The 15,506-nt window shown below is 63.5% G+C and carries 21 protein-coding genes; 10 read left to right on the top strand and 11 right to left on the bottom strand.

Annotation, left to right across the window (positions count from 1 at the left end; translation table 11 throughout):
- Positions 1-18 precede the first annotated feature (18 nt).
- Complete coding sequence (locus A3E1_RS0106095; RefSeq protein WP_245571087.1) at positions 19-597, top strand: class I SAM-dependent methyltransferase; 579 nt, start codon at positions 19-21, stop codon at positions 595-597.
- On the opposite strand, the gene A3E1_RS0106090 is transcribed toward A3E1_RS0106095, so the two are convergent.
- Positions 584-1,237 (bottom strand): formylglycine-generating enzyme family protein, encoded by a 654-nt coding sequence (locus tag A3E1_RS0106090; RefSeq protein ID WP_020519861.1) that lies wholly within the window; start codon positions 1,235-1,237, stop codon positions 584-586. The two genes, A3E1_RS0106095 and A3E1_RS0106090, sit on opposite strands and share 14 nt — an antisense overlap.
- Positions 1,238-1,279: 42 nt before the next feature.
- Here A3E1_RS0106090 and A3E1_RS39180 point away from each other — a divergent pair, with 42 nt between their 5' ends.
- Complete coding sequence (locus tag A3E1_RS39180) at positions 1,280-1,714, top strand: hypothetical protein (protein WP_020519860.1); 435 nt, start codon at positions 1,280-1,282, stop codon at positions 1,712-1,714.
- On the opposite strand, the gene A3E1_RS0106080 is transcribed toward A3E1_RS39180, so the two are convergent.
- Complete coding sequence (locus A3E1_RS0106080) at positions 1,693-2,652, bottom strand: GlxA family transcriptional regulator (protein ID WP_245571086.1); 960 nt, start codon at positions 2,650-2,652, stop codon at positions 1,693-1,695. The two genes, A3E1_RS39180 and A3E1_RS0106080, sit on opposite strands and share 22 nt — an antisense overlap.
- Positions 2,653-2,748: 96 nt before the next feature.
- Here A3E1_RS0106080 and A3E1_RS39175 point away from each other — a divergent pair, with 96 nt between their 5' ends.
- Positions 2,749-3,273: a hypothetical protein gene (locus A3E1_RS39175; protein WP_020519858.1), complete on the top strand. Its 525-nt coding sequence runs from the start codon at positions 2,749-2,751 to the stop codon at positions 3,271-3,273.
- 11 nt (positions 3,274-3,284) lie between these two features.
- Positions 3,285-3,770, top strand: a complete 486-nt coding sequence (locus tag A3E1_RS0106070; RefSeq protein ID WP_020519857.1) for a GNAT family N-acetyltransferase — start codon at positions 3,285-3,287, stop codon at positions 3,768-3,770.
- Here A3E1_RS0106070 and A3E1_RS0106065 read toward each other — a convergent pair.
- Positions 3,751-4,320, bottom strand: coding sequence for an HVO_A0114 family putative DNA-binding protein (locus A3E1_RS0106065; protein WP_020519856.1), 570 nt, complete (start codon positions 4,318-4,320; stop codon positions 3,751-3,753). The genes A3E1_RS0106070 and A3E1_RS0106065 overlap by 20 nt on opposite strands.
- Positions 4,321-4,404: 84 nt before the next feature.
- Here A3E1_RS0106065 and A3E1_RS0106060 point away from each other — a divergent pair, with 84 nt between their 5' ends.
- Complete coding sequence (locus tag A3E1_RS0106060; RefSeq protein ID WP_020519855.1) at positions 4,405-5,457, top strand: hypothetical protein; 1,053 nt, start codon at positions 4,405-4,407, stop codon at positions 5,455-5,457.
- Positions 5,458-5,490: 33 nt separating this feature from the next.
- Positions 5,491-6,348, top strand: coding sequence for a hypothetical protein (locus A3E1_RS0106055; RefSeq protein WP_020519854.1), 858 nt, complete (start codon positions 5,491-5,493; stop codon positions 6,346-6,348).
- On the opposite strand, the gene A3E1_RS0106050 is transcribed toward A3E1_RS0106055, so the two are convergent.
- The 3 genes from A3E1_RS0106050 to A3E1_RS39170 all read right to left on the bottom strand — a co-directional run bounded on the left by A3E1_RS0106050 (position 6,320) and on the right by A3E1_RS39170 (position 7,767).
- Positions 6,320-6,673, bottom strand: a complete 354-nt coding sequence (locus A3E1_RS0106050) for a DUF952 domain-containing protein (RefSeq protein ID WP_020519853.1) — start codon at positions 6,671-6,673, stop codon at positions 6,320-6,322. The two genes, A3E1_RS0106055 and A3E1_RS0106050, sit on opposite strands and share 29 nt — an antisense overlap.
- Before the next feature lie 10 nt (positions 6,674-6,683).
- Positions 6,684-7,259, bottom strand: coding sequence for a hypothetical protein (locus tag A3E1_RS0106045; protein WP_020519852.1), 576 nt, complete (start codon positions 7,257-7,259; stop codon positions 6,684-6,686).
- A gap of 73 nt (positions 7,260-7,332) precedes the next feature.
- Positions 7,333-7,767, bottom strand: a complete 435-nt coding sequence (locus tag A3E1_RS39170) for an aldo/keto reductase (protein WP_020519851.1) — start codon at positions 7,765-7,767, stop codon at positions 7,333-7,335.
- A 68-nt stretch (positions 7,768-7,835) separates the two neighbouring features.
- On the opposite strand from A3E1_RS39170, the gene A3E1_RS0106035 reads away from it, so the two are divergent.
- Complete coding sequence (locus A3E1_RS0106035) at positions 7,836-8,570, top strand: SIR2 family NAD-dependent protein deacylase (protein ID WP_026208131.1); 735 nt, start codon at positions 7,836-7,838, stop codon at positions 8,568-8,570.
- A gap of 7 nt (positions 8,571-8,577) precedes the next feature.
- Positions 8,578-10,158, top strand: coding sequence for a hypothetical protein (locus tag A3E1_RS0106030; RefSeq protein WP_020519849.1), 1,581 nt, complete (start codon positions 8,578-8,580; stop codon positions 10,156-10,158).
- A gap of 1 nt (position 10,159) precedes the next feature.
- Here A3E1_RS0106030 and A3E1_RS0106025 read toward each other — a convergent pair whose 3' ends face one another.
- From A3E1_RS0106025 to A3E1_RS0106015, 3 genes are read right to left on the bottom strand one after another with little or no spacing between them, the layout of a single operon-like run.
- Positions 10,160-10,612 (bottom strand): hypothetical protein, encoded by a 453-nt coding sequence (locus A3E1_RS0106025; RefSeq protein WP_020519848.1) that lies wholly within the window; start codon positions 10,610-10,612, stop codon positions 10,160-10,162.
- 10 nt (positions 10,613-10,622) lie between these two features.
- Complete coding sequence (locus A3E1_RS39165) at positions 10,623-11,516, bottom strand: class I SAM-dependent methyltransferase (RefSeq protein WP_157631331.1); 894 nt, start codon at positions 11,514-11,516, stop codon at positions 10,623-10,625.
- A gap of 8 nt (positions 11,517-11,524) precedes the next feature.
- Positions 11,525-11,911 carry a hypothetical protein gene (locus A3E1_RS0106015; protein ID WP_020519846.1) on the bottom strand — a complete coding sequence of 129 codons (387 nt, stop codon included), beginning with the start codon at positions 11,909-11,911 and terminating at the stop codon, positions 11,525-11,527.
- Between the two features lie 97 nt (positions 11,912-12,008).
- Here A3E1_RS0106015 and A3E1_RS39160 point away from each other — a divergent pair, with 97 nt between their 5' ends.
- Entirely contained in the window at positions 12,009-12,455 is a 447-nt protein-coding gene (locus A3E1_RS39160; RefSeq protein WP_020519845.1) for a YidB family protein, read from the top strand.
- A gap of 28 nt (positions 12,456-12,483) precedes the next feature.
- On the opposite strand, the gene A3E1_RS0106005 is transcribed toward A3E1_RS39160, so the two are convergent.
- Entirely contained in the window at positions 12,484-13,233 is a 750-nt protein-coding gene (locus A3E1_RS0106005; RefSeq protein ID WP_020519844.1) for a DUF2127 domain-containing protein, read from the bottom strand.
- Positions 13,234-13,235: 2 nt separating this feature from the next.
- On the bottom strand, positions 13,236-14,543 hold the full coding sequence (locus A3E1_RS0106000; protein ID WP_040390344.1) for an alpha/beta hydrolase: 1,308 nt from the start codon (positions 14,541-14,543) through the stop codon (positions 13,236-13,238).
- 255 nt (positions 14,544-14,798) lie between these two features.
- Between A3E1_RS0106000 and A3E1_RS48305 the strand changes: the two genes are divergently transcribed.
- A complete protein-coding gene (locus A3E1_RS48305; RefSeq protein ID WP_245571085.1) occupies positions 14,799-15,503 on the top strand; it encodes a hypothetical protein in 705 nt (234 codons plus the stop codon).
- Positions 15,504-15,506 lie beyond the last annotated feature (3 nt).

Below are 15,506 nucleotides of genomic sequence, written 5' to 3'. Positions count from 1 at the left end.
CTGCGTCTGGTCCCCGAAGTGAGCCTTCACCTCGCTCAGGACGCGATCATTTTCTGGGCGCGTCTGGAAGCCGAGGCCAAAACCGGAACACCACCACCCTTCTGGGCGACAGCGTGGGCGGGTGGGCAAGCTCTCGCGCGCCACTTGCTGGATAACCCGTCCATTACCGAAGGCAAGCGGGTACTCGACATAGGTTCCGGTTCCGGCCTAGTCGCCATCGCCGCCGCCAAGGCAGGCGCCGCCAAGGTGGTCGCCAACGACATCGATCCGGGCGCTATCGCGGCGATTTCCGTGAACGCTGAGGCCAATGAGGTAGAAGTTCAGCCTTGGTTTGGCGACATCTTGCGCGGAGACATCACCGACTTCGATGTCGTCATCATCGGCGACGTGCTCTACGAGCCCGGGATCGCTGAAGACATGCTGCGGATCCTGCGCGCTCAGGCGGCCACCGGTGCCGTCGTGCTCGTGGGCGACCCCGGCCGCGGGCATCTTCCCTCTTTCGAGCTACGCCTGCTGGCGACCTACCCGATGGTCGACGCCGCGTTCACCGACGCTGAACTCAAGAACGCGAGTGTTTATCAGCTCATACCGAACTAAGGTTCCGGGCGATCCGGAACCCGACATCATCAATTTTGTAGGTAGTCATGCTGCGGCGGCGCACCGACGCGCGGCAGCTCCAGTGCTCGTCGAACCAGCCGCCTCCCCTCAGGACGCGATACGTTCCGTACACGCTGGGGTCGTAAATGTCCCAGCACCATTCGAAGACGTTGCCGAGCATGTCGTAGAGGCCCCACGCGTTGGGCAGCTTGCCACCCACGTCATGCGAATGGCCCTCGGAATTGCCGCGGTACCAGCCGATATCGTCCAGTGGCCCGTAGCGCGGGCCGCTCGTTGCGGCCCGGCAGGCGTGTTCCCACTCAGCCTCGGTGGGCAACCGGTACCCGTTGGCTTCCCAGGCGACGGTCTCCCCGTCAACGCGATAGGCCGGGCTCAAACCTTCCCGTTCGGACAGTCCGTTGCAGAACCGGATCGCGTCCCACCACGACACGCTGTCCACCGGCAGCCGCCCGCCCCGCACCGCGCTCGGCCACTCCCCCGTCACGGCCGCGTACTCCTCTTGTGTCACCGGGAACACACCGAGCTCGAAGCCCGCGACCTCAACCGGCCAGCTCCGCTGGGTCCGGCGGTCCGACAACGTCACCTCGCCGGCCGGGATAGCGACCATCCTCACGTTCATCGCGCCCGATCCTACTGCCGATCATGAGTAGACTCCCGAGCCATGACGGCCTTGCCTTTCGTTGATGAGCATCACGTGGTCGTCGCGGGTTCTGTGGCTCAGGTGTGGGAAAGGCTCATCCGGCTGTTGCCCGGATTCGCGAGCGGTGGGCCGCTGGTGCACATGCTAGGCACGGAACCTCGCTATGCCTCAGGCACCATTCCGGCCGAGGGTTCCGCGCTCGCCGGGTTCAAAGTGGAGCGGTCCGTTCCGGGACAGTTACTTCTCCTCACGGGCCGCCATCGCTTCTCGCGCTATGCGCTGACGTTCACGCTGACCGCGCAAGACGGCGAAACACTGCTGGCGGCACGCACTAACGCGGCTTTCCCTGGCGTGCTTGGCTTTTTCTACCGTCAGCTGGTCATCGGCTCAGGCGCGCACCGCGTGCTCGTCAAGCGGTTCCTGAACCAGCTCCGTCACGAGGCCATGGCACGATAACGCGACGGTGCCGTGCCGAAACGCTCCACAAAGGACTGACGCAAGGCATCCGGCGTCCCGAAACCGCAACGGGCCGCGATTTCGGCGACGGTAAGCGAAGTGTCCGCAAGCAATCGGGCTGCCGCGTCGGTGCGAGCCTTGCGTACGAAACGGCTTGGGGTTTCGCCGAGGTGTGCGAGAAACAGCCGCGTCAGCTGACGCGCACTTACGCCTGCGACCGCGGCGAGCTTTTCGTTGGAAAGATCCTCGGCGAGGCTCGCCAGAATGTGTTCCGTCACGCGGCGTACGGGTGGGTGTTCGGGCACAGGACTCGTGGTGTAGATGCTCATCTGGGCCTGGTTTCCCGGGCGCTGCAAGTAGGTCACCAGTTCCCGGGCGACTTGCTGTGCCAGCTCGGCGCCATGGTCTTCTTCGATGAAGGCCAGCATCAGATCCATGGCACTGGTCACGCCTGCGGCCGTGGCGATATTGCCGTCGCGGATGAAGATGGGATCAGGATCGACTAGTACCTCTGGAAACCGCTCACGCAAGCCTGGGGCGAAGCGCCAGTGCGTGGTGGCCCGGCGTCCGTTGAGCAGACCGGTTGCCGCCAGCACGCTCGCTCCAGTGCAGACAGACGCGACGCGGCGGCTCTCGCGGGCCAGTCGCCTGACGTGGGCGACCAGACCGGCTTGCTCAGAGGCACGGCGATGGCCGAGTCCACCTGAGACGACGAGGGTGTCGATGGGGCCGCGCACCCGCTCAAGTGACCGCTGTGCTTGCAGAACCAGCCCAGAATCACAGGTTATGGGCTTGCCGCCCGGAGTCGCGAGCACCATCTGATAGCGGTCCGCCAAGTTGCCGGTCAGGTTAGCCATGCCCAGCGGCGTGGTGATGCAGGCGATATCGATCAGTTCGGCGTGCTCGTATCCGACGACAACGATCCGGCGATGACTCACCACCGCACTATGTCAGAACGGACATGGTTCCCAAAGTTTCGGACATGTGCGCGCTGAGGCATTTTCTGGCGCTCCTTGAACGGGCAGCCTTCGGGTATGACTGAGACATTGACGTGGCTGAAGCACCGCTGGCCCACGCTCCTGGGGATCATTCTCGCCGTGGCGATCGGGTTCGACGTCGCCGATGGGCGGGACGTGGCGTTCGTTCTCGTGCTGGGGGCGCTGGGTTATCTAGTACCAGCTGCTTTGAACCGGAAATCTCTGACCTGGCCGGTGGCGATCGGCCTGTTCGTGGTCGTCACCTTGTCCAGGGTCTTTGATTTTCCTGTCCTGCCAGCGCTTCTCGGCATCACGGGGGTCTTCACCATCTGGGCGCTCGTGACCAGGCAATGGTTTCAAGCGGCAGCGGCTGTCCTGTTTGGAGCGGCTGGCTTTCTCGCCACCGTCGCCGACCTCCGCGTTGGCGGCATCCTTGTCGCCGTTGGCCTTATCGGCCATGCCCTATGGGACGCCTGGCATCTGCGGACCGGCAAGGTAGTAACGGGAAGCTACGCCGAATGGTGTGGCGTGGTCGACGTGATCCTCGGCGCCGTCGTCCTCGCCGCCGTGTGGTCCATGTAACCTCAACCAGCGTGACAGGCTATGTGATCCGGACAGCCGGCCCTGGTGACGTGTCCACCCTCGCCAGACTGCGCTGGCAGTTCAAGACCGAAACCGAGACGGGCAGCCATCTCCCGGAGCGGGAGTTCATGGCGCGGTGCGAACCCTGGCTGCGTGCCCGTCTCGGTGGCACCGTGCAGGTGTGGGTCGCGCAAACCGACGAAGGCCTGTGCGGTCATGTGTTCCTAAACCTTGTGGAGAAGGTGCCGAGCCCGTTTTCAAGTTCCGGCGAGCTCGGCTACGTGACCAACTTCTATGTGGTACCACGCTGGCGCAATCGTGGTGTGGGCCAAGCGCTTCTGGCCGCGGTCAAGACATACGCCGAAGCCAGCCAGCTGGACACCCTGATTGTCTGGCCGTCAGAGCGAAGCGCGCTGCTCTACCACCGCTCAGGTTTCCTCGCTCCAGACAGCTTGCTCGAGTTGCCGATCGAATCCGCTACGCCGCCTCAGGCATAAAGAAACTCAGCAGCCTCACGCGACGGCCATCTTCGGGACGCTGGTCGGCGGAGCGGTTGACGTAAGGCTCGATCAGAATCTCCATTTTGGACTGGATCTCGTTGAGTTCATCGGCCGTCAGCACGACGCCAACGTTCAGTGCCCCTGAAGCACGCCACCACTCCCCCGGCAAATCCGGCTGAACCTCACTGGCCCAACGGCGGGGCATGTCATAGAGCCCGGCCATCATCACGCTAGCGAGCTGCTTGGCCGCGGCAAGGTGTTCCGGTTCGTCAGGTGCGTCCAGAAACAACCCTGAGCCGACCCCCATCCACTCGCCCGTCGCCGTTTCCTTAACTAGGCCAACGCTAGCCAGCTGCTCCACGTCTGCTTCGATTTCCTTCTCGCCGCGGTTCCACCGCTCAGCCATCATGGCCACCGGCCACGGGCCTTCTTTGCGAAGCACTTCGAACATCTGGTACCGGTTGGGATCCGCCAGAGCGAGCATGGTGTCGACATCACGGATGACAACGTCACCGACTTCGTTTAGTTCCGCTTGCTTACGCGCCATACCGCGACCCTACGACACCGAAGGCGCACCCTGCTGTCCGGAAATCAGGTGTGCACGCGGACCGGAACGCGGTTTAGTAGGCGGATGATGGTGTTCGCTTGCCGCGGCTGTGAGGCTCCGCTAACCGTGCCGGTGGCGCGGATGGCACTTCCCGTCCACGCGAGCGGTAGCTATGAGCACGCGCTACTCGGGGTGCTGATGGCGCCGGGAACCTACGCGGTCGATCCCGAACCCTATGGGCCGCCATGGGTTACATGGGCTGAGGCCGGCCCGGCACAGGCAGAGTCCCGTGGGTTGTACGCGCCCGTTTACGCCTTGTCATACGGGTCCCAAGGGACCATCGTCCTCGCACCGGGCGACGTCCTTGGGACCGTTCTCATCCCAGATCGCCTCGACGGCTACTGCTATGGAACGGACGGCCGGGACGGCCCAAACGTGGCCTGCGCCAGATGTGGCCGGCCAGTCGCGACCCGGATAGATGACTGCTCATACTGGCAGGCGGTTCGGCTGGATCCGCAAGCCGTCTACGGCGAAGACGTTGACAGTCAAGACCTGCCGATGAGCTGGGCCATGCTGCGAGACGTACGTCCTGGCCTTCCCCCACTTGAGCCGCCGGGTTTTTGGGATTCGCGTTGGGAGGCCGCCGTTGCCGTGGCGCTAGCTCACCTGCTCGCAGCCTCGGGCGGTGCTCGAATCACCGTCCCTGACGGCCAAATCGCCGACCTCTTCCGCCGAATCCTGGACGCCTTTGTCCCGCCGGGTCCGCTCAACCTGTCGCTGGCGCTCGCCGGGCCAGGTCTGCCTTCCGCAGGGGCAGACATTTCCCTTGTGCCACAACACCCGCAGACCGGCGAACTGTGGCACGAGCCCGGGGCAACACGGGTCGTTCCGTTGGCGTGGGACGTGTGGGCTCACCTGGCCTTCCAACGCGATCGAAAACCAGTCCCGGGTGGGGCTATGCCCGACGAGGCTTTCCGAGACGAGCAGTTACCCCTGCGTCCTCTAGGGATGTTCGTGCCCGACGGCGACACGCTCCTCCGGACTCTGGCGCGCTTACCAGAAGTCAAGCAGCCATGGCTACGCGCGATCTATGACCGCCTGAACCAACGTCCCCGCCCATACCCGTACCCCTTCTAGGTTCTGTCACACCCCCTCCATAACGTGACCCTCATGCCATCACCGCTCCACGAGGGGCTCATCGAAATCTTCCGGCAAAGACCCGCTTTCGCTGCCGACCTCGTCGCTGGACTGTTCAATGTGGACCTTCCTGACTGGCAGCACGCACGCCTCGACTCCGGCGACCTACCCGATCTGGCCCCGACCGAGTACCGCGCAGACGTCGTGGTGACCCTGTTGTCAGGGCAGCAAGCGGTGCTCGCGGTAATCATTGAGGTACAGCTAAAGCCCGATCCGGCCAAACGGCGTACCTGGCCGGTCTACTTGACCACGCTGCATGCGCGCCTGCGTTGTCCTGCGGTATTGCTGGTGCTTAGCCCAGACAATCGGTGCGCCGATTGGTGTGCCCAGACGATCCACATTGGACACCCCGGTTGGGACCTACGTCCGCTGGTGCTCGGGCCGCGGCAGGTGCCCGTCGTTACCGACGCTGACGAGGCCGCCGGCAACCCAGAGTTGTCGCTCCTATCCGTAGTGGCACATAGCGAAGATCCACAGCGGGACAAGATTTTCGATTCATTCCTGCATGCGCTGCAGACCATCGAGGACGAGCGTGCCAGCCTGTACGCTGACCTTGTGCTCGCAGCGCTGCCGGCAGCGACCCGACACCACCTGGAGGCACTCATGAGCACCGGCACCTATGAATACCAGAGCGACTTCGCCCGCCGTTACTACTCCCAGGGGAAGGCTGAAGGCGAGGCCAAATCGTTGCTGGCCGTGCTAGCTGCCCGCGGTTTCGAGGTTCCCGACGCGGTCCGTGACCGCATCACCGCATGCACAGACCTTGACCAGCTCGAAGCGTGGATCAAGCGGGCCGTCACCGTCAGTTCTCTCGAGGAGCTGTTCGGCTAAGAACCGCGTCAATCTCGGCCGGACCGGCCACTCTGTACACCTCGACCACTGCACTGAGCGGAAGCGCCGCGTAAACGTGCGGAAAGCTGCCACCGCGGCGAGGTGCCTCCTCCCAGCGCAACCATTCGGCGACGGCGTCGGTGTCGATGGCCGCGATCACGAGTTCCGGCTCGTCCGAGAACACGCGCTGCGCGGTCTCGACAACCTGGCTGCGATCGGAAAGGTGGATAAACCCATCGCGCCGGTCGTGCGCCGAGCCCTCGAACTCGCCATTTACCTGAAACTCATCCCACTCGGCAGGCCGCAGAATCTTGTAAATCACCATTGCTCTACTCCTAGCGCAGGATAGACATGGCCGCAGCGAACTTTGCGGGATTGAGGCGATGCATCGATCCTTCTGGGTCTGACACGACGACGGCGGCCCACTGTGGCTTGCTGCCGCTGAGGCCGAATTCCACCGCGACCGGATGGGTGCAGAGGATCAGCTCAGGGCGGCTGGGCAGGTGCGGGGTCACGGTCGGATCGGCTTGTCGCCACAGGGGCTCGGGTCCCACTGACAGCCACGCGTTGACAGCGCCTAACTCGGCTGACTCGATGGTGTCACTAGGCTTTTCACCAAGCAGTGCGGTGAATGCCTCCTCGACTGTGGAGGCAGCTGCGGCCAGCACGCGTTCAGCGGCGGAGCCGGCCTCTGACCAGTGTTCAGCGGGCCAGCCGGTGCCGACGAAGGCCTGACCGGGCCACATCACCTCCATCGCGAGAAACTTCGCGCCACTGCTGAGCTGTTGCGCAGCAGCCATCGTGTCGCTGCCGACAGAGAAGGCGACACAGGACTCCCAGCGACCATCGGCCGCGAGCTGGAGAAGGGGTGTCGCCGTTGGGGTCCCGAGAACGTTCCATAGTGTCGCCATGCGCCCGACTCTAAAGCCCCTCTGCCGGTATCGCCTGCGCCGGCTGGGACTCGAAACGATGACGAGGCGAAACTCAGCCGAGCAACGCTAGGTCCTCCGCGGTCATCAGCTCAGCCGCGGCAGCGTTTTCCGCTAGGTGATCCAGAGAACCTGTGCCAGGAATCGGCAGGATGTTGGGCGATCGGGCCAGCAGCCAAGCCAGCGCGACCTGGGCGGCGGTGACCGCGTGGCGATTGGCGACCGCTGCGAGGTTGTTGTCTTGCATGAGGGGCTGGAATCCCCCGACAGGATAGAAGGGGACATAGGCAACGCCCGCCTGCAGACAGGCATCGACGAGTGCGTCATCCCCGCGATTGGCGATGTTGTAAGCGTTTTGGACGCAGACGATCGGCGCGATCGTACGAGCCTGTGTGAACTGGGCGAGGTCGATGTTGGAGATGCCGAGGTGCCGGATCAGTCCCTCTTCAACCTTTAGATCGCCGCCTAACGCCCACACTTCATTAGCCACGCTAATGATCTTAGGGTTCGCCGCGCCGGGCCGTCTAACCCATTTGCGTTCGCTGGGAACATAGAGCAATGACCGACCGCAAGCCAATGATTGCTGTCCTAACTGGAGCGGGGATCTCCACGGAGTCTGGCATCCCTGACTTTCGCGGGCCTAACGGCGTGTGGACCCGGGATCCAGCCAAGGAGAAGCTGTTCACACTGCAGAACTACCTCGCCGATCCCGAGGTGCGCAAGGCGAGCTGGCTAGCACGCAAGGACAATCCGGCCTGGGCGGCCGAGCCGAACGCGGCACACCTCGCGCTGGTTGAGCTGGAGCGGGCTGGGTTCTCGGTGCGCATCATCACGCAGAACATCGACGGGCTGCACCAGAAGGCCGGGTCGACGCCGCGCAAGGTGCTTGAGCTACACGGCAACATGTTCACGGTCAGATGTGTGAGCTGCCGTGAAGAGAGCACGATGCGCGAGGCCATCGAGCGCGTGGAGGCTGGCGAACCGGATCCGGCGTGCCAGCAGTGTGGTGGCATCCTCAAAGCGGGCACGATCATGTTCGGCGAGAGCCTCAACGCCGCGACCCTCGACAGCGCCGCTCGAATAGCCATGGCGGCCGAGATCTTCTGGGCGGTCGGCACTTCGCTAACAGTCGAACCGGCCGCTTCGCTGTGCGAGGTGGCGGTGCGGTCGGGGGCCACGCTCACCATCGTGAACGCCGATCCGACTCCTTATGACCACCTGGCGGCTCACCGCGTACCAGACCAAATTGGCGAAGCCCTGCCCCAGATGGTCCGGGAGTTAACGGCCCTATGATGTCCGGATGGTCGCCGACACGGAACGTCCGTTGCTGCAGCGCACGTGGCTTCTGATCACTGCTGAGGCAGTTGTGGCTTTTGCTGCCTGCCTGATTTTGCCGCTGCTTATGTCCCAGGCGCCGTTCAATCCGCTCAAGCGGACCGGACAGGTGAGTGGACTGGCGACCATCCAGATCGGGTTCATCGTTTGCGGGCTCGGTCTGGTGGCGCTGCTGCTGATCGCCCGCCGGTGGCGTGAGGGCAAATACTTCGATTTGGTGACGCGGCTGTCGAGTGCGGCGATCGCCGGGCTGGCCAGTGGATTCCTCGCGGCGGGGGCGACGCTGGCCTTGCTGGGCACGCCGTGGCCGATGTTTGGGCTCAATGGCGACAGCGGGCGCATCGTCGAATGGTCGGCGGCGATCGTGGACGGGAAGGTCGTAGAGGACATCTATCCCCCACTGCCGCTTTACACGCTCGGATATTTCGCCGAGATTTTCCACGACGGCAACACCGCCTATGCCTTCAAAGACTTGCAGATCCTTGGTGCCGCCGTGACCGGGCCGCTGGCCTATCTCGCGTGGCGGATGGTGCTGAGCCCACTGTGGGCTCTGGCCGTCGGCGTGCTCCCGGCATCGGCGTTCATGGACTCGTACAAGCCTTACGGCCAAACGATTCTCATCGTGCTGCTGCCCGTGCTGGCGGCGTTCTTCGCGACGCTGCGCCGCACCGGGACGCAAGACTGGAAACCGGTGCTACTCAAGGGCTTCGGCTTCGGGTTGTTGTTCAGCGCGATGTTCCTGACGTATTCAGGCTGGTTCATCTGGGCCGCGCTAGGCAGTGTGGTGGCAGCGGCGTTGCTCTTCCCGTGGAAGACCGGTCCGCTTAAGGGGCTGGCGTATCTGGGGACGGCCCTCGCGACCTTCTTACTGCTTTGCGGCTGGTACCTCGAGAATCTGTTGCGCTCCAACGCCAAGGACCGTGCATTCGGGTTCGACGCCTACACCGATCCGGCCTACTTCAACATGTGGCGCACGGATATGCCTGGTGAGGTGCCGCAGTGGCCGCCGCCGGGCGAATTCGGTGGTGTGCACCTGTTCACGATCGTGCTGTTCGTTGGGCTCGGCATTTCAATCTGGCTGGGCATCAAGCGATCCGTTGTCATCACAGCGGTGTGCGTCTTCGCCAGTGCGTGGCTGCTGCGTCTTTGGTATGCCTCGCACATGTTCTCCACCGGCACCGTCCAGCTGTGGCCACGGACGTCAAACCAGCTGCTCTACGCCGGCATGGTGTTGTGCGCACTGGCCATCCTCCTGATCTACCGGCAGCTGAAGGACAAACCCGTGCTGCAGAACGGGATGCGCTCGTCGGCTGTCGTGGGCGCGGTTTGCGGGCTGCTCATGCTCTTTGGCTCGGTGATGTCGTCGATGGCTGACCGTTATATGCCAGCCAAAGACAACACCTACAAGATCCTGCCGTGGGTGTCGCACACCGTCACGCAGCTCGATGGCTCGTGCCCGAAGTTCGCACCCAACGGCCAGTGCAGCAAGGACGGCGACCAGTCGTGGCAGCAGATGTTCGCGCCCGGAAACCAGGGAGAGCAGTAAGCTAACGCCGAAACGTCATGTGCCAGTTGGTTTCCCAGTCGCCATCCGTGGGGCGAAACGCTTGCTCCCAAAGGAATTCGCTCTCGGAAACAATTGTCCAAAGTGCACGGACATCGACTGGTACTCCGTTGAAGCTCTCCACAGCGTTGAACTCCAGCCGGTGTGTCCCGGTCTTGCGCCCGTAGATAGCCGGCTGGAGCACGCCGTCAGTGCCGCTGGCCCAATAGTGCGCCCAGCGGTCATCGTCAGATTCGTATAGCCCAAAGTTGCTGCCGCTGTAGCCAAGCGTTGGGAACGTGATCTCGTCAACGAACCCGTGCCCGCCTGAAAGTGGTCTGACCACACAGACCGCCGGGAACTCGTCCCAGTCGGTGCTGCCCGTGAGGCGGGAGCTTAACCGTCGGTTATGGACGGTCCACGAACCATGAAAGAAGTCAAAGTCGTCTCTGGACACGCACGTGAATCTACCGCGTTTCGAGCCAGATGCTACTGCCCGGATCGTGTGCCCAGTGCGGCAATGCCTCGCCGACGGCTTCGCGATGCCACTGCCCGAGATACGAGTTGAACCATGTGATCCGCAACCGGTCGTTGTTGGTTAGCAGCGCCCGCAACACGTAGGCCTCGTTCCACGCCCGGCCACGGTAGACCCACTTTCGCGGGTACTCGAACGGATAGAAGATGTCGTGGATGTGCACGTGCACACCGGCTGGAAGCGATGGGATCACGTCGAGGAACAGCTGGTTGACGTCACTGCCGATCCGGCTCACGTGCGAGGAGTCGATGAACAGCACGTCGCCGGGACCCACGTCGAGCTTTCCGGCGGCGAACAGGGGCGCCTCTATGAGGCACACCTTGCTGTCGTCGCCCGGGCGCAGCAAACTGTGCAGGCGCGAAGGGTTCGGCTCGATGAACGTGAATTTCATCGACTTGCCCAGGAACAAGTCGTTGACATCTAACGCGAGCGCTGACGACCAGCCGGAACCAATCTCGACGTACCGGGCGGGCTTGAGTTTGCGCAGCATGCAATAGAGCACGACACCGTCGCCGTTGGCGAACCACTTGTTGCGCAGCTGATAGCGCAGCCCGTCCTGGGCCTCAAGCTCAAAAGGCATCTGCGCGGCTAGTTCAGCGAACTCCGGCAGGAGCGCCAATTGCTCCTGTGTGCGCAGGTCGATGCCCGGCAAGGTGGCCGGTGAGGTGAACAGCTGCGCCTCACGGCGGCGCACCTCTTCGAGGTCGGGCAGGGGCGAATGCCAGTGTCCCGGCGGGTAGGGCCCTGTGATCTGGCCCAGCCACGCCGGGACGCCGCGAATCCTGGTCGCTACAGCAGAAGTTGACACAACTGGCGTAACGCCCACAAAACACCTTAGGCAACGCCGATCGCGGACCTCACTTCGTTGATCGCCGCGACCTCAGCCTCGTTCACTCCCTTATGAGCGTTCGCGACCTCGTTACATGCCGTCGCGATGACGGACTGGAAAGCGGCCAGTTCCTCGGGCGATTTCGTCGACAAGATCTGCTTGGCCTGCCCGAGAGCGGCGATCACGGCGGCCTTGTCTTTGGCGCCGGGCGGAATGCCCCCTGATTTGAGCAATCCCTGGAGCGGCTGCGGCGCCGCGGCTAGCGCCTTGGCGCCAGCCATGCTCTCTTTGAACATCGCGAAGAAGCCTGGGTCAGCGGACGAGACTAGGGTCATGGCTCCGAAGGCAGCGGTGCGAATCGTGTCCCGCTCCTGGTCGGTGTATTCGGTCATAAGCGCTATCTTCGCGAAACCCGCTCCCGCGCGAGGCGGTTTCGCATAGTTTCTAAGGCGTACGCAAGGTCCGCGCCGTAAACGGGGGTAACAGTAGATGGACCTCAACCAGATCATGCAACTAGCCCAGAATCCGCAGGTCCAGCAGCTGTTGAAGGGCCTGCTCAATCAGTTCATGAGCGGTAAGGGCGGCGGCCAGGCCAACCTGCAAGGGCTGGTCAGCCAGTTGCAGCAGTCCGGGCTTGGCGACCAGGTGAACTCGTGGGTCGCGGGCGGCCCGAATCAGGAAGTCTCCGGTAAGCAGATCCAGGAAGCGCTTGGAGCGGGCACGCTCGACCAGCTCGCCGCGCAGGCGGGTCTTCCACCGGAGCAAGCGGCCGATGACCTCGCGGCGCTGCTGCCCGAGGTAGTCAACGCGGCCACGCCGAATGGGTCGATGCCGCAACCGGCCGCGCCCGCCGCCGGTGCTGGCGCCGCGCCTCAGTTGGACATCGATGACCTTCTGAAGCAACTGCTGGGCGGGCTGTCTCAGCCCAAGCAATAGGTAACTGTCCGGGAAGGCCGCGGGAGGTTCAGCCCGCGGCCTTCTTGATGACCTGCATCAGACTCTCGTGGTGCTGTTCCTCCTCGTACGCGGCACGCCCGCCGTTGATGCCGAACAACCGCTTGCGGTAAAGCAGGAATGCCACGGCGGCGACATTGATGATGAGCGCCGCGATGCGCAGCCACGTGACTTTGTGCGTGAGTTCAAAGATTTCGACCGGGATGAAGAAGGCCGTAGCCACCGCGGCGACGTATTCGCCCCAGCGCTTGAGCAGCCACAGCCCGACGCCTTCGGTAAGCGAAATCACGCTGTACAGCACCAGAAAGAAGGTGATCCAGCCGAGTGTGCCGGGACGGGTTTCCAGCACGACGCGGATCGCGTGCACGATCGATGAGTCCTGAAGATTCCAATGTAGACGGTCTGCTAACGGTTGCAGGAGTGGCAAGTCGGCCTCGAACGCCCTGCGGACAGCGTCAGCATGCGCACGATAGCGGAACACGCCATAGGCGACCAGGAGCACGACCGTGCCCTTGAGAAGGCGGTCCACCGCTAACAGGCGCAGCACGATCGCGTCACGTAAAAGCTTGCCCCGCAAGGGAACTGGCGCTTCTTCGGCCGGGCCGCTCGCGCGCGGCGCGCCGGGGACGAAGTCACCGCAGCGCAAGCACCGCCACGCTTCGCCCGCGGGAGTCTCGACATGCAGGTGCGCACGTAACTCTGGCTCATCGGGGGCGTAGGTCAGATGATGCCGCGTACAGGCGAGAAGGTTGATGTCCACGGCTACTCCGGCGCCAGGCCGGTGCGCGAGGCCAGCCAGCCGAGGCTCTGTTCCAGCCCGGGCACCCAGACCTGCCAGGTGTGGCCGCCGGGCAGCTCCAGGAACGTCATTTCCATGCCAGCCGCCTCACATATCTTGAGTACTTCGCGCAGCTGCACGTTATAGGTCTGGTCATCCTCGCCCACCACGATGCGCCCAGCCGTGCCGTGGAACCGCCGCGTCTTCATGACTTCGACCGGGCTGACCTCTTTATACGCGTCAGCGTTGCCATCGAAGTACTTGCCGATAGTCTGCGCCTTCGAGCTGTCGACCGGTTCGTATTCTCCCGAGATATCAAGGAACCGGCCATAGACCTCAGGCGCACGGGTCGCCATTTGCAGCGCGCAGGTGCCGCCGTTGGACAGTCCGCCGATCGCCCAATGCTTGGCGCCGCCAGCGGTCTGCAGATTTCCTGTGATCCACGTGGGCACATCCACCGATAGATAGGTCGCGGCGTTGCCGTGCTTGGAGTCCACGCACAGCGGGTTGGCGAAGTTGGCGCCCAGGTTGTCCGCCATGACCACGATCGGTGCCAGACCTTGATGACTGGCCGCGTAACGGTCCATCATCTTGGCGAGCTGCCCCGAAATCAGCCAGGAATCGGCGTTTCCGGGCTGGCCGGCCAGCAACACCAGCACCGGCAGCAAGGGCCGGGGATTCTTCAGCGCGTACGCCGGGGGCAGGTAGACATATCCAGGCCGTGCCGTGAACCCGCTCGCGCTCGGCGGGATGTCGACACGCGAGATGGTCCCTTTGGGCGGCAGCGGTTCTGTGGGCCGCCACACATCCGACACGTAGGCGCCCTCTGGGACGGACACGAGCAGCTGTGCTTGGCCCACCGTGGAAAGGTCGGTCAGCTCGGGCCTGGTCAGCCCGAGGGCCGTTCCCAGGGTGGGATATTGGCCGTAGAAACGGTTTATCTGCGTACCAGCGATGGTGATGAAGATGGCGAGACCGGCCAAGGCGGCGGCGAACTTGCACACCAGGCGCACCGGCACGAAGAAGTGCGCGATCCCCAGAACCAGGCCAAAGAGGCCGAGTCCCGCCCACACGAGCACATCGGTGGGCAGCTGATCGGGAAAAGGGCGCCAGACTTTGGTGATGAGCAGGTTCCCGGCGAGGATGAGAACCGCCGTGAAGACGGCCAGCAGGACGACCCGCCACCACCACGACCACTGGGCTGGCCAAAGGATCAGGGCCAGAAGTATGAGACCGCCAATGATGGTCAGTACCGCTGGCAGCCAGCCGGTCACCAAAGATACATCAACCACACGGAAATCATATTTTGTCCGAATTCCCGGATGTGGGACGGATCAAAAGTAGTTACAGACAGGTCACGAAAGTAGTGGTCGATAGCGCTCAATAGTGACCCCGGTCACGGTCTTAGGGTGGTCGACCTGCGAAAACGCTGTCAGGCTCGACCGATGCGTGGCAACGGAGCACACGTGAGACGGCAATGGCGCCATCGAGCCCCCCGCCAATCTCACCCCTTCATGACATACCTATCCATCGACTCGCGTCGGACCATGTTCACGGCGGGCCTCGCGGCCTTCCTTGGTTTCGCCGCACTCGCCGGACAGGGCGGTCCCACCGCAACCGCCGGCGAACCACTTGCCAGTGACGGCAACGTCACCGCAGTGGCAGTAACCGACACTCAGCGTACCGAGGCTGATGTCGCTGCGACTCGCTCGTTGGCCAACCGGCCGATGATCACCGACTTCGGCGCGGCCGAACCGGTCTTGGAGAAGCAGGCAGAAGCCCCCAAGGCAGAGGAGAAGCCGGCCCCACCGGCCGAACCAGCGCCTGTGGCTGGCCTCGACCAAACACAGATGAACAACGCCAAGAAGATCGTCGAGACGGCGAAGTCGATGGGTCTGGGCAAGCGCGCTCAGGTCATCGCGATCGCCACCGCGATGCAGGAAAGCCAGTTGCGGAACCTGGCCAGCACGGTCTACCCGGAGTCCTACCGGTACACCAATGAGGGCGAAGGCTCGGACCACGACTCGGTCGGCTTGTTCCAGCAGCGGCCGCAGTCGGGCTGGGGCACGGTTGAGAACCTGCTCAAGCCGGAATACGCGACCAAGGCGTTCCTCAAGGCCCTCGTTCAGGTGCCCGGCTGGGAGAACCTGCCGCTGACCGTCGCCGCTCAGTCGGTGCAGGTCTCGGCTTTCCCAGACCACTACGCCAAGCACGAGGACCGCGCGACGACCGTGGTCGACGCCCTGCAGTAGCTA

Origin of the sequence: Catelliglobosispora koreensis DSM 44566 (genome assembly GCF_000379685.1) — a bacterium.
Lineage (GTDB): Bacteria > Actinomycetota > Actinomycetes > Mycobacteriales > Micromonosporaceae > Catelliglobosispora > Catelliglobosispora koreensis.
The sequence above is the reverse complement of the archived record's forward strand: the minus strand, read 5'-3'. Positions and strand labels throughout refer to the sequence as shown.

Coding starts and splice junctions, on each gene's coding strand:
- A3E1_RS0106065 (WP_020519856.1), bottom strand. CDS start 4,320: ATGGCGCGTAAGCAAGCGGAACTAAACGAAGTCGGTGACGTTGTCATC.
- A3E1_RS0106060 (WP_020519855.1), top strand. CDS start 4,405: ATGATGGTGTTCGCTTGCCGCGGCTGTGAGGCTCCGCTAACCGTGCCG.
- A3E1_RS0106050 (WP_020519853.1), bottom strand. CDS start 6,673: ATGGTGATTTACAAGATTCTGCGGCCTGCCGAGTGGGATGAGTTTCAG.
- A3E1_RS0106015 (WP_020519846.1), bottom strand. CDS start 11,911: ATGACCGAATACACCGACCAGGAGCGGGACACGATTCGCACCGCTGCC.
- A3E1_RS0106090 (WP_020519861.1), bottom strand. CDS start 1,237: ATGAACGTGAGGATGGTCGCTATCCCGGCCGGCGAGGTGACGTTGTCG.
- A3E1_RS39180 (WP_020519860.1), top strand. CDS start 1,280: ATGACGGCCTTGCCTTTCGTTGATGAGCATCACGTGGTCGTCGCGGGT.
- A3E1_RS0106035 (WP_026208131.1), top strand. CDS start 7,836: ATGACCGACCGCAAGCCAATGATTGCTGTCCTAACTGGAGCGGGGATC.
- A3E1_RS0106030 (WP_020519849.1), top strand. CDS start 8,578: ATGGTCGCCGACACGGAACGTCCGTTGCTGCAGCGCACGTGGCTTCTG.
- A3E1_RS0106055 (WP_020519854.1), top strand. CDS start 5,491: ATGCCATCACCGCTCCACGAGGGGCTCATCGAAATCTTCCGGCAAAGA.
- A3E1_RS39175 (WP_020519858.1), top strand. CDS start 2,749: ATGACTGAGACATTGACGTGGCTGAAGCACCGCTGGCCCACGCTCCTG.
- A3E1_RS0106045 (WP_020519852.1), bottom strand. CDS start 7,259: ATGGCGACACTATGGAACGTTCTCGGGACCCCAACGGCGACACCCCTT.
- A3E1_RS48305 (WP_245571085.1), top strand. CDS start 14,799: ATGTTCACGGCGGGCCTCGCGGCCTTCCTTGGTTTCGCCGCACTCGCC.
- A3E1_RS39160 (WP_020519845.1), top strand. CDS start 12,009: ATGGACCTCAACCAGATCATGCAACTAGCCCAGAATCCGCAGGTCCAG.